This window comes from Blastococcus saxobsidens DD2 (assembly GCF_000284015.1).
Classification (GTDB): domain Bacteria; phylum Actinomycetota; class Actinomycetes; order Mycobacteriales; family Geodermatophilaceae; genus Blastococcus; species Blastococcus saxobsidens_A.
In genome coordinates, this window is record NC_016943.1 from 4,768,522 (window position 1) to 4,789,228 (window position 20,707).

Annotated in this window: 20 protein-coding genes and 1 pseudogene; 7 read left to right on the forward strand and 14 right to left on the reverse strand. The window is 73.1% G+C overall.

What is annotated here, in order from left to right; translation table 11 throughout:
• The first annotated feature begins 113 nt into the window (after positions 1-113).
• A complete protein-coding gene (locus BLASA_RS22600; RefSeq protein WP_014378606.1) occupies positions 114-1,904 on the forward strand; it encodes an EAL domain-containing protein in 1,791 nt (596 codons plus the stop codon).
• 114 nt (positions 1,905-2,018) lie between these two features.
• Here BLASA_RS22600 and BLASA_RS26640 read toward each other — a convergent pair.
• The 5 genes and pseudogenes from BLASA_RS26640 to crcB all read right to left on the reverse strand — a co-directional run bounded on the left by BLASA_RS26640 (position 2,019) and on the right by crcB (position 6,902).
• Positions 2,019-3,627: pseudogene (locus tag BLASA_RS26640) on the reverse strand (methyl-accepting chemotaxis protein).
• 310 nt (positions 3,628-3,937) lie between these two features.
• Complete coding sequence (otsB, locus tag BLASA_RS22610; protein ID WP_014378610.1) at positions 3,938-4,678, reverse strand: trehalose-phosphatase; 741 nt, start codon at positions 4,676-4,678, stop codon at positions 3,938-3,940.
• Positions 4,675-6,090, reverse strand: coding sequence for an alpha,alpha-trehalose-phosphate synthase (UDP-forming) (locus BLASA_RS22615; protein ID WP_014378611.1), 1,416 nt, complete (start codon positions 6,088-6,090; stop codon positions 4,675-4,677). Before BLASA_RS22615 ends, otsB begins: the two co-directional genes overlap by 4 nt.
• Before the next feature lie 84 nt (positions 6,091-6,174).
• On the reverse strand, positions 6,175-6,531 hold the full coding sequence (locus BLASA_RS22620) for a fluoride efflux transporter FluC (RefSeq protein WP_014378612.1): 357 nt from the start codon (positions 6,529-6,531) through the stop codon (positions 6,175-6,177).
• Positions 6,528-6,902: a fluoride efflux transporter CrcB gene (gene crcB, locus BLASA_RS22625; RefSeq protein WP_014378613.1), complete on the reverse strand. Its 375-nt coding sequence runs from the start codon at positions 6,900-6,902 to the stop codon at positions 6,528-6,530. The genes BLASA_RS22620 and crcB overlap by 4 nt, the downstream gene beginning before the upstream one ends.
• Before the next feature lie 90 nt (positions 6,903-6,992).
• On the opposite strand from crcB, the gene BLASA_RS22630 reads away from it, so the two are divergent.
• On the forward strand, positions 6,993-8,093 hold the full coding sequence (locus tag BLASA_RS22630) for a CaiB/BaiF CoA transferase family protein (protein ID WP_014378614.1): 1,101 nt from the start codon (positions 6,993-6,995) through the stop codon (positions 8,091-8,093).
• A gap of 115 nt (positions 8,094-8,208) precedes the next feature.
• Positions 8,209-8,427: a DUF2399 domain-containing protein gene (locus BLASA_RS22635; RefSeq protein WP_014378615.1), complete on the forward strand. Its 219-nt coding sequence runs from the start codon at positions 8,209-8,211 to the stop codon at positions 8,425-8,427.
• A gap of 82 nt (positions 8,428-8,509) precedes the next feature.
• On the opposite strand, the gene BLASA_RS22640 is transcribed toward BLASA_RS22635, so the two are convergent.
• From BLASA_RS22640 to BLASA_RS26395, 6 genes are all read right to left on the reverse strand, one after another.
• On the reverse strand, positions 8,510-8,947 hold the full coding sequence (locus BLASA_RS22640; RefSeq protein ID WP_419761012.1) for a type II toxin-antitoxin system VapC family toxin: 438 nt from the start codon (positions 8,945-8,947) through the stop codon (positions 8,510-8,512).
• The gene (locus tag BLASA_RS22645; RefSeq protein ID WP_041775916.1) at positions 8,887-9,135 is read right to left on the reverse strand and encodes a type II toxin-antitoxin system Phd/YefM family antitoxin; all 249 of its coding nucleotides are present in this window, start codon (positions 9,133-9,135) and stop codon (positions 8,887-8,889) included. The genes BLASA_RS22640 and BLASA_RS22645 overlap by 61 nt, the downstream gene beginning before the upstream one ends.
• A 247-nt stretch (positions 9,136-9,382) precedes the next feature.
• Complete coding sequence (gene ngg, locus BLASA_RS22650; RefSeq protein ID WP_041775917.1) at positions 9,383-11,140, reverse strand: N-acetylglutaminylglutamine synthetase; 1,758 nt, start codon at positions 11,138-11,140, stop codon at positions 9,383-9,385.
• 10 nt (positions 11,141-11,150) lie between these two features.
• Positions 11,151-12,935, reverse strand: coding sequence for an N-acetylglutaminylglutamine amidotransferase (locus tag BLASA_RS22655; protein ID WP_014378619.1), 1,785 nt, complete (start codon positions 12,933-12,935; stop codon positions 11,151-11,153).
• 117 nt (positions 12,936-13,052) lie between these two features.
• A complete protein-coding gene (locus tag BLASA_RS22660) occupies positions 13,053-14,594 on the reverse strand; it encodes a S8 family serine peptidase (RefSeq protein ID WP_014378620.1) in 1,542 nt (513 codons plus the stop codon).
• A gap of 75 nt (positions 14,595-14,669) precedes the next feature.
• On the reverse strand, positions 14,670-14,792 hold the full coding sequence (locus BLASA_RS26395; protein ID WP_269446678.1) for a hypothetical protein: 123 nt from the start codon (positions 14,790-14,792) through the stop codon (positions 14,670-14,672).
• A gap of 281 nt (positions 14,793-15,073) precedes the next feature.
• Here BLASA_RS26395 and BLASA_RS22665 point away from each other — a divergent pair, with 281 nt between their 5' ends.
• Complete coding sequence (locus BLASA_RS22665) at positions 15,074-15,439, forward strand: hypothetical protein (RefSeq protein WP_041775918.1); 366 nt, start codon at positions 15,074-15,076, stop codon at positions 15,437-15,439.
• Positions 15,432-15,863 carry a hypothetical protein gene (locus tag BLASA_RS22670; protein ID WP_014378623.1) on the forward strand — a complete coding sequence of 144 codons (432 nt, stop codon included), beginning with the start codon at positions 15,432-15,434 and terminating at the stop codon, positions 15,861-15,863. Before BLASA_RS22665 ends, BLASA_RS22670 begins: the two co-directional genes overlap by 8 nt.
• Here BLASA_RS22670 and BLASA_RS22675 read toward each other — a convergent pair.
• The 3 genes from BLASA_RS22675 to BLASA_RS22685 form a co-directional block, all read right to left on the reverse strand.
• Positions 15,796-16,512: a hypothetical protein gene (locus BLASA_RS22675; protein ID WP_014378624.1), complete on the reverse strand. Its 717-nt coding sequence runs from the start codon at positions 16,510-16,512 to the stop codon at positions 15,796-15,798. The two genes, BLASA_RS22670 and BLASA_RS22675, sit on opposite strands and share 68 nt — an antisense overlap.
• Before the next feature lie 76 nt (positions 16,513-16,588).
• Positions 16,589-17,104, reverse strand: a complete 516-nt coding sequence (locus BLASA_RS22680; protein WP_014378625.1) for a flavin reductase family protein — start codon at positions 17,102-17,104, stop codon at positions 16,589-16,591.
• Positions 17,104-18,039, reverse strand: a complete 936-nt coding sequence (locus BLASA_RS22685; protein WP_014378626.1) for a hydroxymethylglutaryl-CoA lyase — start codon at positions 18,037-18,039, stop codon at positions 17,104-17,106. The genes BLASA_RS22680 and BLASA_RS22685 overlap by 1 nt, the downstream gene beginning before the upstream one ends.
• A 159-nt stretch (positions 18,040-18,198) precedes the next feature.
• On the opposite strand from BLASA_RS22685, the gene BLASA_RS22690 reads away from it, so the two are divergent.
• Together BLASA_RS22690 and glpK are read left to right on the forward strand one after the other, a co-directional pair.
• On the forward strand, positions 18,199-19,098 hold the full coding sequence (locus BLASA_RS22690) for a GGDEF domain-containing protein (RefSeq protein WP_231839511.1): 900 nt from the start codon (positions 18,199-18,201) through the stop codon (positions 19,096-19,098).
• 91 nt (positions 19,099-19,189) lie between these two features.
• The gene (gene glpK, locus BLASA_RS22695) at positions 19,190-20,707 is read left to right on the forward strand and encodes a glycerol kinase GlpK (protein WP_014378628.1); all 1,518 of its coding nucleotides are present in this window, start codon (positions 19,190-19,192) and stop codon (positions 20,705-20,707) included.

Below are 20,707 nucleotides of genomic sequence, written 5' to 3' on the forward strand. Positions count from 1 at the left end.
CGTGGGCGCGGCTCCCTCCCCCGGGGTGGTTCCGCTCAACCAGCCGCCCGCAGAGGCCGATTCCGTTCCGGATGCGGGATGTTCCCGGGTCCCCAACGACAGGGGAGAGTGCCATGCGGCTGGAGTCGTCGCTGCCGCTGATGAGCTTCGAGGAAGCGTGCGCAGAGGTGGTCCGCTACCTCAAGGCGTCCGTTCCCCTCGGGTTCTGGTCGGTCAGCCGGCAGGAGAACGGGCGGCAGGTCTACGTCTCGGTGCAGGACGACGTGTACGGCCGGACGGTCGGCGATTCCCACGGCTGGTCCGACTCCTACTGCCAGTTCATGGTGACCGGTGAAGCCCCGCAGATCGCACCTGATGCGATGGCGGTCTCCCCGTTCGCCGCCGCCGGCGTCACCCGGAAGATGCGGATCGGGGCCTACGTCGGCGTCCCCATCCGCGCGGGCGACGGCAGCCTCTTCGGCACCATCTGCGGGCTGGACCCGGAGATCCAGCCCGCGAGCCTGCTGGATCACGCACCCGTGCTCCGGCTCCTCGCCGACCTGCTCGGCCGGGTGCTGGAGGCCGAGGCCCTTCGGGCAGAAGCCGAGGACCGGTCGGTGGAACTGCGCTGGCTCGCCCTGCACGACCAGCTCACGGGCCTGCCCAACCGGGCGATGTTCCTCGACCGCCTGCAGCACGCGGTGCAGCTGCACCGCCGGGATCACCGGCCGGTGGCGGTCCTGCTCTTCGACCTGGACGACTTCAAGGCGGTCAACGACCGCCTGGGCCACGCCGCGGGCGACGACCTGCTCGTGCGCGTAGGGGAACGCGTCCTGGGCGCCCTGCGTGCGGGGGACACCCTGGCTCGGCTCAGCGGGGACGAGTTCGCCGTACTGCTCGAGGACGGCGGCGATCCGCTGGTCACCGGGCGGCGGATCCTCGCCAGCATGCGCGAGCCGTTCGTGATCGCCCAGGGCAGTGCGCAGGTCACCGCCGCGGTGAGCATGGGCGTGGCAGACCTGGCCGGGCACGACGAACCGGTCACCGCCGAGGTCCTGCTCAGCCACGCCGACATCGCCATGTACTCCGCGAAGCGGGCCGGCAAGCACCGCATCGCATGCTACGACCCGATCATGACGTTGCCCGGAGCGCGGGACCTGGCGCTGCGCGGCCCCCTCGAACGAGCGGTCGGCGCGGGCGAGATCGACGTCGTCTACCAGCCGATCATCGAGCTGGTCAGCGGTGCAGCGGTCGCCTTCGAGGCGCTCGCCCGGTGGCGGCACGACGGCGAGGACATCCCTCCGGACGTGTTCGTGCCGATGGCGGCCCGCGCCGACCTGCTGCCGGAGCTCACGGCCCACGTGCTCGAGGTGGCAGGCGCCCAACTGGCCCGCTGGTCGGTGGAGGTCGGCCACCGACGGCTGAGGATGAGCGTCAACATCCCGCCGGCGATCATCGCCGACCCGGCCTTCCCCGACGCCGTGGCCGGCGTCATCTCCCGGCACGGGCTGGCCCCGGAACAGCTGGTCCTGGAGATCACGGAGGACTCCCTGCTGGCGGACCTACCCGTCGCCCGGGCGGTGGCTGCACGCCTCCGGAGCCTCGGCGCGGGGCTGGCGCTGGACGACTTCGGCACCGGATACTCCTCGCTGGTGCACCTGCGCGAGATCCCCATGCAGTACCTGAAGATCGACCGCGGCTTCACCGGTGACCTGGACACCAACCCGGTCACGGAGCGGTTCATGCGCGCGCTGCTGGCCCTGGGCGGTGATCTCGGGCTGGACGTGGTCGTCGAAGGGGTCGAGCGGCCCGAACAGGCCGACGTGCTGCGGCGGCTCGGCTGCAGGTACGCCCAGGGGTTCCTCTTCGCCCGGCCGGGCCCGGCGGCCACCGGGCTGCCCGCCGCTGACCTGCTGCGCGTCTGAGCAGTCGTGGCCGGGCCGCGGCGGCCATGCCGGGCATGAAGGAGGAGCGCACGACCCGAACGGTCGTGCGCTCCTTCCGGTGTCCGGATCAGCGCCGGTTCGCTCCTCGCGCGATCAGTAGGTGAACTGCCCGATGTTCGTGCGCAGGTCGGCGGCCATCCGGGACAGCTCGTCCACCGCCACCCGCGTCTGGCTCAGCGCCTGGGTGGTGGAGCCGGCCGCCTCGGAGACACCGGTGATGTTCTCGGCGATCTGCGTGGTGCCGCCGGCGGCCTCCTGGACCGAACGGGACATCTCGTTGGTGGTGGCGGTCTGCTCCTCCACCGCCGAAGCGATCGTGGTCTGCCGGTCGGAGAATCTGCGCGACGATCGAGCTGATCTCCTCGATCGCGGCCACCGCCGCGGTGGTGTCACCCTGGATGGCCAGCACCCGCTTGGCGATGTCCTCGGTGGCCTTCGCGGTCTCCTGCGCCAGCTCCTTCACCTCGTTCGCGACGACCGCGAAGCCCTTGCCGGCCTCGCCGGCACGCGCCGCCTCGATCGTGGCGTTCAGCGCGAGCAGGTTCGTCTGCTCGGCGATCGAGGTGATCACCTTGACGACGTTGCCGATCTCGGCCGAGGAGTCACCGAGCTTGGCGACCGTGGCGGTCGTGGCCGCAGCGGCGTCCACCGCACGGGCGGCGACCTGGCTGGCCTCGGCCGCGTTGCTGGCGATCTCGCGGATGGAGGCACCCATCTGCTCCGCGCCGGCGGCGACGGTCTGCACGCTGCGGGAGACCTCTTCCGCGGCACCGGACACCACACCGGACTGCGCCGAGGTCTCCTCGGCCGAGGCCGAGATCTGCGCCGACTAGGCCGACAGCTCCTCGGAGCTGGCGGCCACGGCGGTCGCCGAGTCGGACACCGAGGCCAGCACCGCCCGCAGGTTCGCCTGGGCGGCGTCGAGGGACGCGGCCATCTGGCCCACCTCGTCGCGGGAGGTGACTCCGGTGACGACGGTGAGGTCCCCCTTCGCCAGGGCGTCCAGCGAGGTCTTGACCCGCGCGACCGGCCGGGTGACCGAGCGCATGGTCAGGACGCTGATCCCGATGATCACCAGCACCCCGGCGACCGCCGCCGCGATCGCGATGAGCTCGGCCTGCGCGAGAGCGTCGTCGAGGCGCACCTGTGCGGCGTCGCTCTCGCTCGCCAGCACGTCCTTGGCCTCGCTGACGGCACCGTCGGTCAGATCGTTCGCCGCCTGGATCTCCTCCCAGCGGCCCCGCATCGTCACGGGGTCGACGACGGCCAGGTCCACCCAGGCGGAGATTGCGTCGGTGTAGGCGCGGAAGCTGTCGGCCAGGCCGGCCACCGACTCGGCGGCGGGGCCGGTGATCGGGATCGTGGCCAGCTCGGCGAGCATGCCCTCGGGCGTGGCGATGTCGTCGGCGAGTTCGGCGAGCTGAGCCTCGGGGTCCGCTCGGACGATGGTCTTGAAGCCGTCCACCTTGAGCTCACTGGCCCGGGTGTCGAGCTGCAGCACCAGCTCCTCGGCCTCGTTGAGGTACCGGAGCTCGGTGTTGGCGTCCTGCACCGAGGCGTTGCCGACCAGCACGGCGGTGACCAAACCGCTGAACGCGAGGACCACGACCCCGACCAGGATGCCGAATTTCACCGCGAGTGGGCGGTCGGCGAACCATCCGGAGCGCCGAGGGGCGGCGAGAGAAGGGGGAGGGCTGTTCACGAGTTACCGTCCAATAAGAGGAAGTGGTCGTTGCACCGGATGTGACGTCGTGGTCAGTGTGGTGACTCCACTCTCGGAATGACGCAGTCCACGCGCGCCATTTCCACATCGTGATGCATGAGCCGCATCAGCCGATGTGCACAGCCGATGTGTCGACACGGCAGGAATGGTCACCGATCGCTATTCCGACGCCTCGTCGGCTGCGTGGGAGTGCGCCGGTGGGATTGTCGACACATCCGGTGCACCGACCGCGAGCGACGGCGCCGGCCATGTCCGGTCCGGCGCTACGCCGCCGCGCCGGGCCCCCGCGTCAGACCAGTCGGTCGGCCAGCTTCCCGAGCAGCGCGACGGCGTCCGCGAGGCCGGCGACCCGGAACCGGGCCGCCGTGTCCCCGGCGCCCACCTTGACCGTCACGTCGTCGGGCCCGAGGGCGCGGAATCCGTCCTCGTCGGTCACGTCGTCACCGAGGTAGACCGCCGCAGCCGCACCGAGGTCGACGACCAGCCGGCGCAGCGCCGAACCCTTGTCGGCGTCGGTCACCGCCATCTCGAGCACGTCCTTGCCCGGTTTCATCGTCAGTGACGAATCCGCGTGCTGCCGGGCCTCGGCCAGCAGAGCGGCCGCCCGCTCGCGGTCGGCGACCTGCCGGACGTGGACGGCGACGCCGACCGGCTTGACCTCGAGCCGGGCGCCGGGCGTGCCGGCGACCAGGGGCTCGAGCCGCCGGGCGAGCTCGTCCCGGCGTCCGGCCAACTCGCCCACCAGCGGGCCGTCGTACTCCGCGCCGTGGCTGCCGATCCAGCGGAACGGACCGGACAGACCACTGGTCCGACGCAGGTCGTCCGCCCCGCGACCACTGACCAGGGCGACCGTGACTCCCTCCACCGCAGCGAGCCGCGCCAGCACCTCGGCGACACCGGGCTCGGGCACCGCGGCCGCAGGGTCGTCCCGCAGCCGGGCCAGGACGCCGTCGTAGTCGCTGGCCACCAGCAGCGGCCGTCGACCGGCGATGGCCGCGACGGCGTCGTCGAGGGCGGGGGAGGAGGTCACGCCTGCCTGCGCAACGCATCGAAGAAGGACCCGGCCCAGTGCTCCAGGTCGTTCTTGAACAGGTGCCGGCGCATGGCCCGCATCCGCTTCGCCGCTTCGGCGGGCTCGATGCGCAGCGCCCGGACCAGTTGGTTCTTGACCCCGGCGATGTCGTGCGGGTTCACCAGGAATGCCTGCTTGAGCTCCGCGGCGGCGCCGGCGAACTCGGAGAGCACCAGGGCACCGCGCAGATCGCCGCGCGCGGCCACGTACTCCTTGGCGACCAGGTTCATGCCGTCGCGGTACGGCGTGACGAGCATGACGTCAGCCGCGCGGTAGAGCGCGGCCAGCTCCTCACGCGGCATCGACTGGTTGAAGTAGTGCACCGCCGGCCCGGCGATGGATCCGTAGACCCCGTTGATGTGGCCGACCTGCTGCTCGATCGTCTCCCGCATGTGGACGTAGTGCTCGACCCGCTCGCGACTGGGGGTGGCCACCTGGACCAGCACGGTGTCGGGCGCCTCCAGTGCGCCGTCCTCCAGCAGCTCCTGGAAGGCCTCCAGCCGGACGCTGATGCCCTTGGTGTAGTCCAGCCGGTCCACCCCGAGGATCATCTTGCTCGGGCTGCCCAGCTCCTTGCGGATCTCCTCGGCGCGGGCGATGACCTCGGGCGAGCGGGCCAGGTCGTCGAAGGCGGCGACGTCGATGGAGATCGGGAAGGCCCGGGCGATGACCACCCGCCCGTCGTAGTCGATCTGGTTCCGGCGGCAGTCGAGGTCGTGCAGCCGGCGGGCGAGCTGGACGAAGTTCGCCGCCGCGGACGGCCGCTGGAAGCCCACCAGGTCGGCGCCGAGCAACCCTTCGATGATCGCCGACCGCCAGGGCAGCTGGGTGAAGAGCTCGTACGGCGGAAACGGGATGTGCAGGAAGAAGCCGATGGTCAGGTCGGGCCGGGCCTGCCGCAGCATGGCCGGCACCAGCTGCAGCTGGTAGTCGTGCACCCAGACGATGGCGTTCTCGGCCGCCACGGCCGCGGCGCGCTCGGCGAACCGCTTGTTGACCTGCACGTAGGTGTCCCACCAGTGCCGGTGGTACTCCGGCTTCTCCACCACGTCGTGGTAGAGCGGCCACAGGGAGGCGTTCGACATGCCCTCGTAGTAGCGGTCGACCTCCTCCTCGGTGAGTGGGACGGGGATCAGCGACATCCCGCCCGACTCGAACGGCTCCGGCGCCTCGCCGGCCGACCCCGACCAGCCGACCCAGGCCCCACCTCGCCCCGCCACGAACGGCTCCAGGGCGGTGACGAGCCCGCCGGGGCTGCGCTGCCAACGGACGGTGCCGTCCGGGTCGGTGACCTGGTCGACCGGGAGGCGGTTGGCCACCACGACGACGGGGCTGTCCGCCCCGACCCTCTGATCCGTGTTCTCGGCCATACCGTCTTGACCCTATCCATCGGGTCGCGACTCCGCCCTCCGGGTCGGCGCGGTGGCCGGCGGTGGGATGCCCCGGTACCCCCGTCAGAGCGCGCCGGCGACCAGGTAGCCGGCGGCGGCGGCACCGATGCCCAGGACGAGCGTCGTCGCCACGTACGCCAGCGACCGGCCCGACGTTCCCTCGGTCCGCAGCCGGACGGCGTCGACCCCGAACGTCGAGAAGGTCGTCAGCGCACCGCAGAAGCCGCCGCCCACGAGCGCCAGCACGGCGGCCGGGACGTCGGCCAGTCCCAGCAGCACGCCGAGCACGACGCTGCCGACGACGTTGACCACCAGCGTGCCCGGCGCGGGGTCTCGCCCGTCCCGGCCCGCGACCCGGGTGACCAGCAGGCGCAGCGGCGCCCCGACCGCAGCGCCGAGGGCCACCAGGAGCGGCGTCACCGGGCCGGCCGCCGGACGACCGACGTCCCCAGCACGACCGCCGCGATCCCCCCGACGACCGAGGCCAGCACGTACCCCGCGCCGAGCACGAGGGCGCCGCCGTCGACGAGGCGGACCACCTCGACGGCGAAGGCGGAGTACGTCGTGAAACCGCCGAGAACACCGACGCCGAGGAACGGCCGCACCCAGGTCGGTTCGGGGGAGCGGGCGGCCAGCACGGCGAGCAGGGCGCCGATCAGGAAGCAGCCGATCAGGTTGACCAGCAGCGTGGCCCACGGCCAGCCGGCGGGGGAGGAGGGCAGCACCTCGGCCAGTGCCCACCGCCCCAGCGCGCCGAGGGCGCCGCCCAGCGCCGCGAGCAGATACGCCATCTGTGACCTGGCCCTCCCTCGGTTGCCGGCGTCGGGCAGAGTGCCCCCGGGAGGGTCGCACGCCGTCGGCCCGGGGCAGGGGAGGACGCCGTGGGACCGCTGGCGGGTGTGCGGGTCGTCGAGTTCGCCGGGCTGGGACCGGGGCCGTTCTGCGGGATGCTGCTGGCCGACCTGGGTGCCGACGTCGTCCGGATCGACCGCCGGGGCGCCCGCGGCGGGCTGCTCGGCTCGCTCGGCGCGACCTCCCTGCTCGACCGCGGGAAGCGGTCGATCGCGCTCGACCTCAAGGACCCCGCCGACGTCGATGTGGTGCGGGCTCTCGTGCGGCGGGCCGACGTCCTGCTCGAGGGCTTCCGTCCCGGGGTCATGGAGCGGCTGGGGCTGGGTCCCGACGAACTGCTGGGAGAAAACCCCGCTCTCGTCTACGGCCGGATGACCGGGTGGGGCCAGACCGGACCGCTCGCGCACAGCGCCGGCCACGACATCGGCTACATCGCGCTCACCGGCGTGCTCGGGGCCAGCGGGCGCCCGGACGAGCGCCCCGCACCGCCGCTGAACCTGCTCGGCGACTTCGGCGGCGGGGGGGTGTTCCTCGCGCTCGGCGCGCTCGCGGCGCTGATCCGCGCCCGCGCGACGGGGGAGGGACAGGTGGTGGATGCGGCGATCGTCGACGGCACGGCCGTCCTGACCACGATGATCCACGGCATGCTCGGCGCCGGCGCCTGGACCGACGAGCGCGGCCGGAACCTGCTCGACACCGGCGCCCCGTTCTACGACGTCTACCGCTGCGCCGATGGGCAGTTCCTCGCCGTCGGTGCGCTGGAGGAGCAGTTCTACGCCGCGCTGCTCGAGGGCCTGGGCCTGAGCGGCGACGAGTCGCTGCCCGACCGGAACGACCCGCGCCAGTGGCCGGCGCTGCGCGAGCGGTTCACCGACGCGTTCGCGGCCCGCACCCGCGCGGAGTGGTGGCAGGTGTTCGAGGGCACCGACGCCTGCGTCGCGCCGGTCTGGTCGTTGCTGGAGGCGACCGAGGACCGGCACAACACCGAGCGTGGGGTCTTCGTCGAGGTCGACGGTGTGCGGCAGCCCGCCGTCGCCCCCCGCTTCTCGGTCACCCCGGGTGCCGTGGGCTCGGTTCCCGCGCCGGGGCAGCACGACGAGGAGATCCTCGCGGAGCTGGGACTGCGGTAGTCGGGCGAAACTGTCAGCCCGCTCTTCTACTGTTCGCATCCACGCCACCGAGGTGCTGGTATCGCACTGGCGCTGGGACGGACGACGACGGGAGTCCGCGCCACGCCCTGCGGGGATGCCGATCGCCGCCGCGGGCGCCCGGCTGGATGGCCGACAGGGTGGCCGAGCCCTCGCCGGCAGGCCGGTCGATGCCGGGTGGGACCCAACCCTCACGGATGCGATGACGGCCTACGGCCAGGTGGTCGAGGAGGAGCGGGTCGCCGACGTCCTGGTCGACGATCTGGACAGCCGACGAACCTCGGGGCGACCGCCTCGCGCGATCGGCCACGCCTGACTCCGCGATGCTGCCGGACGGCCCGAGTCGGTCCGCCGGGCCCCGCTGTGCTCTGCCTCGGCGCGCCGCGACGAGCGGTGTGTCAGACCGGTACCACGTCCAGCAGGTGGTCGAGCCCGACGAGGTCTGCTGCGTTACGGGTGTACAGGCGGGCTTCGTGCGCATGCGCCGTCGCGGCGATCAGCAGATCCATAGCGCGAACGCGAGGTTGTCGGCCGGCAGCCACGACGGCGGCGGCCAGCTGGCCGTAGCTGACCGCCACCGCATCGTCCACGGGTAGCGCGTCGAACTTCCGTTGCAACACGGAGAGCCTGCGAAGACGCTCGGCCCGCACCGCCGGCTCGCCCGCCACCAGGACGCCGAAGTGCAACTCGGCCAACGTGACGGCGCTGATCGCCAGCTCACCCTCCAGTGGACCCACGCCGGTGGCGATGAGCACGCTGGTGTCCAGGAGCGCTCTCACCCGGCGTCCCAGGGATCGCGAAGCTCTTGGTCCACGCGGGCACGGTCGGATTCCCACGCGGGATCTGCCGGGCCGGTGAAGAGCTCGGCCACCTCGCTCCACCGCCGCCAGGCACGCGGAGGCACCGGAACCAGCCGCGCGCTGACTCGACCGGCAACGGTGATCGTGACCTCCTCCCCGGCCTCGACCCGCCGCACCAACTCGGATGCCTGCTGGCGGAGTTCCCGCAGTCCCACAACGTCCATCAGTCGAATGTAGCACAAGTGCTATGCTGGCTGTCGAGCGGCGTCCTGATGCTGCCACCACCCGTGCAGACCGGCTTCCGTCCGCGCAGGAGACGACCCCGCTCCCGGCGGCGGGTCCGGCCCGGGGTGGCGGGACCGCCGGCCGCCGCCGCAGGACGGGGTCAAGCCGCTCGCCCGACCGGGGAACCGCGCCATGGTGCGGCCTACCGGTCGATCAGGCGGTTCAACGTGACTGAAGACCAGGGCTTCAGCGGCGGCGGGTCTCCGGGAACAGCAGGTCGACGAACCGCTCCGCCGTGGGCTGCGGCTCGTGGTTGGCCAGACCGGGGCGCTCGTTGGCCTCGATGAACACGTACTCCGGAGCGTCGACCGCCGGCACGAGGAAGTCGATGCCGGTGACCGGGATGCCCAGCGCCTCGGCCGCGCGGACGGCCGCCTCGGCGATGTTCGGGTGCAGCTGGTCGGTGACGTCCTCGATCGTGCCGCCGGTGTGCAGGTTCGCCGTCCGCCGGACGGACACCCGCTCCCCGTTGCGCGGCACGTCGTCCATCGCGTAGCCCGCCTCGGCGACCACCTCGGCGGTCGCCTCGTCCAGCGGGATCCGCGACTCCCCACCGGTGGCCCGCTCCCGCCGCCGGCTGGTGGACCGCACCAGGTCGGCGACGGCGTGCCGGCCGTCGCCCACGATCTCCGCCGGTCGGCGGACGGCGGCGGCGACGACCTCCCGGTCGATCACGACCACCCGCAGGTCCTGGCCGTCCACCCGCTCCTCGACCAGCACGTCCGGGCAGAACTGCAGCGCCAGCGCGACCGCCCGCTCGAGCCCGGCCTCGTCCTTCACACCGACGGTGATCCCGCGGCCCTGCTCCCCGCGGGCGGGCTTGACCACGACGTCGCCGGCGGCGTGCAGCAGCGTCGTCGCGTCGTCGAGGTCGCCCTCGCAGGCCAGCGCGCCCTGCGCGACCCGCACCCCGGCGCGCCGCATGATCCGGCGGGTGACCCGCTTGTCGTCGCAGCGGCTGAGGGCCACCGCGGTGGTGAACTCCGACAGCGATTCCCGGGTGAGCACCGACCGGCCACCCAGCGTCAGCCTCATCTCGCCCCAGTCGGCGTCGGTGACCTCCACGCGGATCCCGCGGCGCAGCGCCTCCTCGGCGATGATCAGCGCGTACGGGTTCAGCTGCTCCAGGCCCGGGGGCCGTGCGGCGAACAGCGGCGTGTTGATCGGGTTCTTGCGCTTCACGCAGACGGCGGCGACCCGGGTGAAACCGAGCTTGCGGTACAGCGTGATGGCCGCGGTGTTGTCGTGCATGACGGAGAGGTCCAGGTAGGCCCGGCCGCGCGCCACGTACCGCTCGACCAGCACCCGGACCAGCGCCTCACCGGTCCCCGGCGGGGCGTCCTGCTTGTCGGCCACCAGGCACCACAGGCTGGTGCCGCCCTCCGGGTCGTCGAAGGCCAGCGGGTGGTCGACACCCGTCACGGTGCCGACGATCTTGCCGGTGCGGGTGTCCTCGGCCACGAGGTAGGTGAAGGTGCGCGTGCGGTGGTTGGCCCACATCGTCGCGGGGTCGGCGGCCACCATGCCGTTGCGCGCGTACAGCTCGTTGATCGCGACCATCTCGGCCTGCGACGTCACCGTCCGGACGAAGACGCCGCGGATGACCTCGGCCCGCGGGCGGTAGCGGTGCAGGTCCAGCCGGTAGGTGAGCGACGGGTCGATGAACAGCTCGTCCGGCGCCATCCCGACGAGCACCTGCGGGTCGCGCGGGTAGACGCAGATGTCCCGCCGTCCGGTCTCCTCGGCGCGCAGCACGTCGACGATGCGGCGCAGGTCGCGGAAGGTCTGGCCGAAGGCCAGCTGCCCCCAGCCGAGGTCCAGGACGACGTCCTGGGCCATCCCCTCGATCTCGTGCGCCGAGGGCTCGTGCCAGGAGCGGCTGGTCAGCTCGGGCGTGGACGGGACCGCCGTGCGGCGGCGGTGACCGGCCAACCGGGGTGCCATGGTCCGCTCCTCAGACACCGTGGGTCTGGAGCCACAGCTCCAGCAGGCCCAGCTGCCACAGCTTGTTGCCGCGCAGCGGCGTGAGCTCGCCGTTGGGGTCGGTGAGCAGCTCGCGCACGTACTCCGGCCGGAACAGGCCGCGGTCGCGGGCGGCGTCGCTGGACAGGGCGTCGCGGACGAGGCCGAGCACCTTGCCCTCGAGGTGGGTGATGGCCGGGACCGGGAAGTAGCCCTTGGGCCGGTCGATGACCTCCGGCGGGATGATCCGGCGCCCGATCGCCTTGAGCACACCCTTGCCGCCGTCGGCCAGCTTCAGCTCCGGCGGGCACATCGCGGCGAGCTCGACCAGGTCGTGGTCGAGGAACGGCACCCGCGCCTCCAGGCCCCAGGCCATGGACATGTTGTCGACCCGCTTGACCGGGTCGTCGACCAGCATGATCTCGCTGTCGAGGCGCAGCGCGGCGTCGACGGCGGTCTCCGCGCCCGGCGCCTCCATGTGGGCGCGGACGAAGGCGAGGCTCGGGTCCTCGGCCAACGCGTACCGGTCGGAGACCACCCGGCCCATCTGGGCGTGGTCGCGGTCGAAGAACGCCTTCGCGTAGGTCTGCACCGCCTGCTCGCGGCCGACGCCGGCCAGCGGCGGGTACCAGTGGTAGCCGGCGAAGACCTCGTCGGCGCCCTGCCCCGACTGGACGACGCGGATCGACTGCGACACCCGCTCGCTCAGCAGGTCGAAGGCGACCGCGTCATGGCTGACCATCGGCTCCGCCATCGCGCTGATGGCGTGCCCGAGCGAACCGGCGAGCTCGTCGGACCCGACCCGGATGCGGTGGTGGTCGGTGCCGAAGTGCTCGGCGATGACGTCGGAGTACTGGAACTCGTCGCCCTCCCGGCCACCGACCGACTCGAAGCCGATCGAGTACGTGGCCAGGCCGGTCTGCCCCTCCTGAGCCAGCAGGCCCACGATCAGGCTGGAGTCCAGCCCGCCGGAGAGCAGCACGCCGACCGGGATGTCGGCGACCAGGCGACGGCGGACGGCGACCCGCAGCGCCTCCTCGATCGCGTCCTCCCAGTCGCGGGCCGACCAGTTCGCGTGCTCGGGCCGGCGCTCGTAGGCCGCCTCCCAGTAGCGGTGCTCGCGACTGGTGCCGTCGGGCTCGATCACCCGCACGGTGGCCGGGGGCAGCTTGCGGACGCCGTTGAGGATCGTCCGCGGCGCCGGGACGATCGCGTGCCAGGTGAGGTAGTGGTGGAGGGCGACCGGGTCGATGGAGGTGTCGACGTCCCCGGCACGGAGCAGGGCCGGCAGCGTGGAGGCGAACCGGAGCCGCTTGCCCGGCGTCTCCGACACGTAGAGCGGCTTGATGCCGAGCCGGTCGCGGGCCATGACCATCCGGTCGGTGTCCCGCTCGTGGATCACGAAGGCGAACATCCCGTGCAGCCGGCGCAGGACGTCGGTGCCCCAGTGGGCGTAACCCTTGAGGATCACCTCGGTGTCGCTCTGCGAGAAGAAGCGGTAGCCGTGGCCCTCGAGCTCGGCCCGCAGCTCCCGGTAGTTGTAGATGCACCCGTTGAAGACCCCGGACAGGCCGAGCTGGGAGTCGACCATCGGCTGGGAGCCGCAGGTGGAGAGGTCGATGACCGAGAGTCGGCGGTGCCCGAAGGTGACCCGGCCGGTGCTCCAGAACCCCTGCCCGTCGGGGCCGCGGGGAACCATCGACTCCACCATGCGGACGACCGCTGCGGTATCGGCCATCGAGCCGTCGAACGTGATCTCGCCACTGAGGCCGCACATACGGAACGATCTAACTCGCGTCGTTCGGTCCCCGCGACGGGGGGGTGCCTCCGATCGGGGATGCGTGGCGCAGGTCACTCACGGTTCCACGTGGAACGACGGCGGGGGCCCAGGCGGTCAACCCCGGGGCTTCGGCCCGGCGTGCGCCGGTCGCCGTCCCTGCTGCTGGGCCGCCGGATCGGTGGACCCGGTGAGCGCCTGCGCTGCGGCGACGACGTCGACCAGGCCGGTGCCCTTGTCGTAGGAGCTGCTGTAGCCGCCGACGGACTGGTAGGCCGCGCCGTCGGTGAACCGGTGGGCGGTGCTCTTCAGCGCGACCTCGATCTCGGCCGGGGTGGCCGTCGGGTCCGCCTGGAACAACTGGGCCACGATGCCGGCCACGTGCGGGGCGGCCATCGACGTCCCGCTGATCGTGTTGAAGGTGCCGAGATCGAGCAGCCCCGGACCGTTGCGGAAGTCCAGGCCGGTCGAGCAGATCGGCAGGTACGGGCGGCAGGCGGAGGTGATGTCCTCGCCGGGCGCGGCGAGGTCCGGCCAGGTGGAGGGGTCGGCCGCGGCGCCGCGGGAGGAGTACTCGCTGACCACGCCGTCGCGGGTGCCGGTGTCCTGGTCGTGGTACGAGGCCACCGACAGGATGCCGCCGGTCGGGTCCTGGCCGGGCGGGTTGGTGAGCGACGCCGACCCGTCGCCGCCGTCGTTGCCGGCCGCCCAGACCGTGACGACGCCCTCGGCGGCCAGGGCGCGCTGCAGCTTCACCGTGGCCGAGTCCGGGTCGAACTCGCCGCCGCCGCTGGGCCCGTAGCTGTTGTTGGTCACCTTGATCGGCGGGCAGACCTCGGCCGGGACGCCGTCGCCGCAGGGCGCCTCGTGGTTCTCCAGCACCCAGTTCAGCGCCGAGTCGGCCCCCACGATCAGCAGCACGGCCCCGGTGGAGATGGAGACCAGGCTCGCGCCGGGGGCCGCGCCGGTGAGCTGCCCGCCGTCGGTCAGCGTCGTCGGCCGGCCGGCGACGATCCCGCTCACGTGCGTGCCGTGCCCGCCCACCGCCAGCGTGTCGGTGTCGACGACGCCCGGGACCGGGACCACGCAGTCGAGGGTGGCGCCGGCCTCCACGAGGCACAGGCTCTTGAGGTTGGCGACGACGGCGCTGCTGCCGTCGGGGTTGCGGAAGTACGGGTGGCTCGGGTCGATGCCGGAGTCGATGACGGCCACCGAGACGCCGCTGCCGTCGAGGGGCTGACCGTTCGCGCCGGTGAGCGTGGCCACCGCCTCCGCGCCGCGGGTGGCGGTGCCGGAGGTCTCCTGGGTGAACTCGATGGGCGTGTTGCCCTCGAGATAGGTGACGCCGGGCCGGCTGCGGGCGTCCTGGATCTGGGCAGCGGTGCCGGAGGCGACCACGACGCCGATCCGCTCGAACTCGGTGACCGGGCGCATGCCGGTGGCGGTCACGGCCGCCCGTGCGGCGGTGATGTCCGTGCCGTGCACCAGCACCGTGGTCGGCGTCGCCGCGGCGAGGGAGGTGAGCTGGTGGGCCAGGAACTCCTGCACCGGGGCGAGCGGCGGACCGGAGGGCTGGGCCTGGGCGGGGGCGGCGAGCAGGGCGCCGGCGACGACGGCGCCGGACACCACCCCGAGCAGGCGGCGGGACGACGGGTTCATGAGCGCTCCTCGCGGTATCCGGCGGACGTGCCCGGACAACGAGGCTGCGCCGTAGGGGTTACTGCGGAGTTACGGTCACCTCCAGGGGACCGCGACCAGGTGCCCGTCGCGCATCGCCACGATCCGGTCGGAATACCCGGCGGCGACGTCGACCTCGTGGACGACGAGCACCACGGTCCGGCCGAGCTCGTCGGCCATGCCGCGCAGCATCCGCATCTGCCACGCAGACCCACCACGATCGCCGTGGCGATGACCAGGCCGACGGTGGTGAGGCGGCCCTGACCTGCCAGACCGGCCCTGCGCGGTCCACGTCGGGGGCCCCGGAATGGTGGGGAGGGGGCAACCCCGCAGGGAGCCGGGTGCGCACGCGCGAACCCGCCGGCGCCGTCCCGGGACCGGGGCCCCGCATCGGGCCGCGGGTGCACCCGACGGGAGGATGAGCGCGTGCCGCTCCTCTCCTCGCGTCCCGGGCGGGCGCGGTGACGCTCGTGCTCGTGGTCGCCGCGACCGTCGTCGCCGGCGTGGTCACCCTCCTCGGCCTGGCCTCGACGGTGGCCGGCCGCCGCATCGGCCTGCTGCACCTCGCGGGGGCCGGCGTGCTGGAGGCGCTGCTGGTGGTGCAGGCGGTGGTGGCGGGCATCGCCATGGCCGGTGGCGACGCACCAGCGGACACCCCGACGTTCCTCAGCTATCTGTTCGGCGTCCTGCTGATCCCGGTGGCCGGTGTGCTGTGGGCGCGGTCCGAGCCCACCCGCTGGGCCGGCACGATCCTCGCCGTCGCCTCGGCGGCGGCCGGCGTCATGGTGTGGCGGCTGCTGCAGCTCTGGGAGGCCACCGGTGCCTGAGCGGAACCTGCTGGGCGCCCCCGCCGCCCGCGGCGGATCCGGCGCCGGGCCCGCCCGCGCGGTCGTCGTCGTCTACGCCGTGTTCGCGCTGGCGGCCGGCGCCCGGTCCGTCGTGCAGCTGAGCACCCGGTTCGACGTCGCGCCGCTGGCCTACCTGCTGTCGGCCTTCGCCGCCGCGGTCTACCTGGTGGCCGCGGCCGGGCTGGCCCGTGGCGGCAACGGCGGCCGGCGGACGGCGCTGGTGGCGATCAGCGTGGAGCTGGCCGGCGTGCTGGGCGTCGGCACCCTCACCGTGGTCGACCCGGCGGCGTTCCCGGACGAGACGGTGTGGTCGGCCTACGGGCAGGGTTACCTGTTCATCCCGCTCGTCCTGCCGGTGCTGGGCCTGCTCCTGCTGCGACGCAGGCGCGGCACCGCGGACTAGAAGTCCCCGCCCCCGAAGCCCCGCCCCCGAAGTCGCCGCCGCCGAAGCCCCCGTCGTAGCCGTCGTAGCTCTCGTAGCCGCCGGCACCCGCGCCGTCCTCGTAACCGGCGGCGTTGGCCTCCTCGTCGCCGCCGCCGAACAGCCCACTGTCACCCAGGCCGGTGTCGAAGAGCGCGTCGGCCACCGCGGTGCCGACGACGAGCCCGCCGATGGTGCCGAGCATGCTGCCGCCGATGATCCCGCCCATGCCGGGACCGCGGGATCCCGGACCGTAGCCGCCGCGGGCCGGACCGCTGAACGTGCGCTCCATGAAGCCGGGTTGCCGCAGTTCGGCGCGGGTCGCCGTCCGGGCCAGGGTCCGCGGGTCGTCGCCGGTCGGCCGTTCACCGGCGGGGACGGCGTCGCTGAGCTGGGCCAGCACCTCCCGCCGCTGGTCGGGGGTGAGCTGCGCGAACGCCTCCGCGTGCGCCTGCTCGATCTGGTCCGGCGGGGCGGTCCGCAGCAGGTACCGGTACCGCTCGATCGCCTGCTGGTCGGCCGACGGCGGCGGGGGCTGAGCGTAGCCCGGCTCGGACCCGTCGTCGTAGCCCGCGTAGCGCCGGTCGTCGTGCTGCCGCCTGCGGCCGAAGAGCCGGTCGAGCAGTCCCATCGGAGTCCCTCCTCGCGTCGGTGGCACGCGAACCTGGTGCCGGAGGTGCCCCGGATCCGGCGTCAGGAACCGCCGGTCAGGCCTCGTCGCTGCGCAGCAGCCCGTACGCGCCGCGGTGGAACAGCAGGGGACGGCGGTCCGGTGCGGCATCGAGGTCGAGCACCCGGGCCACGACGATGGTGTGGTCGCCGCCGTCGTACTCGGCCCACAGCTCGCCGTCGATCCAGGCCACGACGTCCTCCAGCACGGGGGAACCGTGCGCGCTCGGCGTCCACCGCACGCCGGCGAACTTGTCAGCGCCCGACCGGGCGAAGTTCTGCGAGACGGCGTCCTGCCCCTCGGCCAGCACGTTGACGCAGAACCGGCCGATGTCCCGCAGCCGGGCCCACGTGCGGGAGGTCCGGGCCGGCGCCAGGGCCACCAGCGGCGGGTCCAGGGACAGGGAGCTGAACGACTGGCAGGTGAACCCGATCGGCCCCTCGGGGGCGTCGGCGGTGACCACGGTGACCCCGGAGGCGAAGTGGCCGAGCACCTCGCGCATCAGCCGGGGGTCGACGATCCGGGTCGGCCCCGCGGCTCCGTCGGCCACCATCAGCTCGCCCCGGCCGGGCGCGGGACCGACCGGCCACCGGCCCGGTAGAGCGAGCTCGGCAGCTCGTGGCCGACGGCGTCCTCGGTGACCCGGGCGGCGGCCAGCAGCGCATCCAGGTCCAGGCCGGTGCGCACGCCGGACTCCTCGAGCATGTAGACCAGCTCCTCGGTGGCGATGTTGCCGCTGGCTCCGGGGGCGAACGGGCAGCCGCCCAGCCCGCCCACCGACGCGTCGAGCTGGGTGACGCCGGCCTGCACCGCCGCCAGCGCGTTGGCCTGGCCGGTGCCGCGGGTGTCGTGGAAGTGCACGCCCACGGCGATGCCCGGGCACGCGCGCCGGACGGCGCCGACCAGGGTGACCACGCGCAGCGGCGTCGTCGTCCCGATGGTGTCGCCGAGGCAGAGCTGGTCGGCGCCGGCCGTGACCGCCGCCCGGGCGACGTCGACGGTGCGGGCCACCGGGGTCCGGCCGTCGAACGGACAGTCCCACGCCGTCGCGATGATGACCTCGAGGGATCCCCCGGCGCCGTGCGCCAGGCCGGCGATCTCGCTGACCGCGGCGACCGCCTCGGCGGTGCTGCGCCCGGCATTCGCCCGGCTGTGCCCGTCGGAGGCGGAGACGACGTACTCGAGGTGGGCGACGCCGGCGTCCACGGCCCGCACGGCACCGCGCGGGTTGGCGACCAGCGCCGACCAGTGCACCTCCGGCCAACGGGTCAGCTCGGCCGCCACCTGGTCGGCGTCGGCGAGCGCGGGCACGGCCTTCGGGGACACGAACGACGTCGCCTCGATGCGGCGGACCCCGGTGGCCACGAGGGCCTCCAGCATCGCCAGCTTGGCCTCCAGCGGCACGGGGGCCTCCAGCTGGAGCCCGTCGCGCATGCCCACCTCGCGCACGTCGACCGAGGTGGGCAGGACCAGGTCGAACTCGAACATCTGCGTCTCCTCGGTGCGGCGATCGGCTACGCCCGCAATCCTCCACCCCGCCCCGGTCGTTCCCTCGATCAGGCGTTCCGGGTCGGATCCGACCCGCCCGGGGAGCACATCCGGCGCCCGGTCCACCAAGATGTGTGCAGGTACGGGAGGTGGGAAGTGGTGGAGGTGGCGGATGCGCTACCCCCGGCGGACCGGCGGAGTGCTTTCGCCAACGCGCCGATGGGGATCGCGCTGACGACCCCTGCCGGTCTCCTGGTCGACGTCAACCCGGCGCTGTCGGACATGACGGGGCGGGCTCCCGAGGAGCTGAGCGGCCGCTCGGTCCTGGACTTCGTGCACCGGGACGTGGTCGCCGCCGCGCGGCAGGCGCACGCAGTCTTCACCGCCGCGCCCGATCGGCCGCTGCGCCTCGAGACCCGGCTGGTCCGTGCCGACGGCTCCGAGGTCCCGGTGCAGATCACCGCGTCGTGGGTGCCGGAGAACCCCGAGGGGCAGCCGGCGCACCTGGTGCTGATCGTCGAGGACATCACCGAGCGCAAGGCGCTGGAGGCCCAGCTGGTCCACCGCTCGCTGCACGACCCGCTCACCGGGCTGCCCAACCGGCTGCTGTTCCAGGACCGGCTGCGGCACGCGCTGGACCGGGGACACCGCGAGGACACCCCGACCTGCGTGCTGATCATCGACCTGGACGGCTTCAAGGCGATCAACGACGAGCTGGGCCACCCGATGGGTGACCGCGTGCTCGTCTCCTTCGCCGAGCGGCTGCAGTCGGTGCTGCGGGCCAGCGACACCGCGGCCCGCCTGGGCGGCGACGAGTTCAGCATCGTCTGCGAGAACACCGAGCGGGCCGACGCCGTGGCGCTGGCCGACCGGCTGCGCACCACGGTCACCGAGCCGCTCGACCTCGACGGGACCCGCGTGCCCGTGGGCATCAGCATCGGCATCGGCACGGTGCGGGGCGGCGAGGAGCCCGAGACGGTGTACGAGCGGGTCGTGCGCGAGGCGGACGACGACATGTACACCGACAAGTCGCGCCGCCGTCGGACCCGGCGCCGCTGACGCGCCGGCGTCGGCCACCCTCTCCGTCGGCCCGCTGATCGGCGCGGCCCTGTCACCCGTCGAGCTCCGACCCGGCCGAGAGGAACGCCCCGTGAGCCAGTACGTCGCCGCGATCGACCAGGGCACCACCAGCACCCGGTGCATGATCTTCGACCACGACGGTGCGGTGGTGTCGGTCGGCCAGAAGGAGCACCAGCAGATCTTTCCGCGGGCCGGATGGGTGGAGCACGACGCGCTGGAGATCTGGGGCAACACCCGGGAGGTGGTCGGCCAGGCCCTCGCGCGCAGCGACGTGGGACCGGCCGACGTCGTCGCCGTGGGCATCACGAACCAGCGCGAGACGGCGGTGGTCTGGGACCGGGCGACCGGCCGGCCGGTCCACAACGCGATCGTCTGGCAGGACACCCGCACCACGACGATCATCGAGGAGCTGGGCCGCCTGGGCGGCGGCGCGAACCGGTACAAGGACACCGTCGGCCTGCCGCTGGCCACCTACTTCGCCGGCCCGAAGGTCCGCTGGATCCTGGACAACGTCGACGGCGTCCGGGAGCGCGCCGAGCGCGGCGAGCTGCTCATGGGGACCATCGACTCCTGGCTGATCTGGAACATGACCGGCGGCCCCGACGGCGGGCAGCACCTCACCGACGTCTCCAACGCCTCCCGCACCATGCTCATGGACTACCGGACGCTGGCCTGGGACGAGTCCATCGCCGAGGAGATGGGCATCCCGGTGTCGATGCTCCCGGAGATCCGCTCCAACTCCGAGGAGTACGGCCGCGGGCGCCCCTCCGGCTTCCTCGCCGGGGTGCCGATCGCCGGGTCGCTGGGCGACCAGCAGGCGGCGACGTTCGGGCAGGTCTGCTTCGCGCGCGGGATGGCCAAGAACACCTACGGCACCGGCAACTTCATGCTGCTCAACACCGGGGAGGAAGCGGTCCGGTCGGAGAACGGCCTGCTCACCACGCTGTGCTACCAGCTCGGGACCGCCAAGCCGGTGTACGCGCTGGAGGGCTCGATCGCCGTCACCGGATCGCTCGTGCAGTGGGTGCGCGACAACCTGGGGCTGATCTCGGCGGCTCCCGAGATCGAGGACCTGGCCCGCTCCGTCGAGGACAACGGCGGCGCCTACGTCGTGCCGGCCTTCTCCGGGCTGTTCGCCCCGCACTGGCGCGCCGACGCCCGCGGCGCGGTGGTCGGCCTGACCCGCTTCGTCACCAAGGGGCATCTCGCCCGGGCGGTGCTCGAGGCCACCGCGTACCAGACCCGCGAGGTGCTCGACGCGATGAACGCCGACTCCGGCGTCGACCTGACCGAGCTCCGGGTCGACGGCGGGATGGTGGGCAACGAGCTGCTCATGCAGTTCCAGGCCGACCTGCTCGACGTCCCGGTCATCCGGCCGAGGATCGCGGAGACCACCGCACTGGGGGCGGCGTACGCCGCGGGCCTGGCCGTCGGCTTCTGGTCCGACCTGGACGAGCTGACCGCCAAGTGGTCGGAGGACCGGCGCTGGGAGCCGCGGATGCCCGCCGAGGAGCGGGAGCGGAACTACCGCAACTGGCAGAAGGCGGTGACCAAGTCGCTGGACTGGGTGGACGAGGACGTCAGCTGA

Coding starts and splice junctions, on each gene's coding strand:
- BLASA_RS22615 (WP_014378611.1), bottom strand. CDS start 6,090: ATGGCCGAGAACACGGATCAGAGGGTCGGGGCGGACAGCCCCGTCGTC.
- BLASA_RS22645 (WP_041775916.1), bottom strand. CDS start 9,135: ATGGACGTTGTGGGACTGCGGGAACTCCGCCAGCAGGCATCCGAGTTG.
- BLASA_RS26395 (WP_269446678.1), bottom strand. CDS start 14,792: ATGGCCGACGAGCTCGGCCGGACCGTGGTGCTCGTCGTCCACGAGGTC.
- BLASA_RS22685 (WP_014378626.1), bottom strand. CDS start 18,039: ATGTTCGAGTTCGACCTGGTCCTGCCCACCTCGGTCGACGTGCGCGAG.
- ngg (WP_041775917.1), bottom strand. CDS start 11,140: ATGGCACCCCGGTTGGCCGGTCACCGCCGCCGCACGGCGGTCCCGTCC.
- BLASA_RS22680 (WP_014378625.1), bottom strand. CDS start 17,104: ATGGTGGCCGACGGAGCCGCGGGGCCGACCCGGATCGTCGACCCCCGG.
- BLASA_RS22635 (WP_014378615.1), top strand. CDS start 8,209: ATGCCGATCGCCGCCGCGGGCGCCCGGCTGGATGGCCGACAGGGTGGC.
- BLASA_RS22655 (WP_014378619.1), bottom strand. CDS start 12,935: ATGTGCGGCCTCAGTGGCGAGATCACGTTCGACGGCTCGATGGCCGAT.
- crcB (WP_014378613.1), bottom strand. CDS start 6,902: ATGGCGTATCTGCTCGCGGCGCTGGGCGGCGCCCTCGGCGCGCTGGGG.
- BLASA_RS22675 (WP_014378624.1), bottom strand. CDS start 16,512: ATGGGACTGCTCGACCGGCTCTTCGGCCGCAGGCGGCAGCACGACGAC.
- BLASA_RS22660 (WP_014378620.1), bottom strand. CDS start 14,594: ATGAACCCGTCGTCCCGCCGCCTGCTCGGGGTGGTGTCCGGCGCCGTC.
- BLASA_RS22600 (WP_014378606.1), top strand. CDS start 114: ATGCGGCTGGAGTCGTCGCTGCCGCTGATGAGCTTCGAGGAAGCGTGC.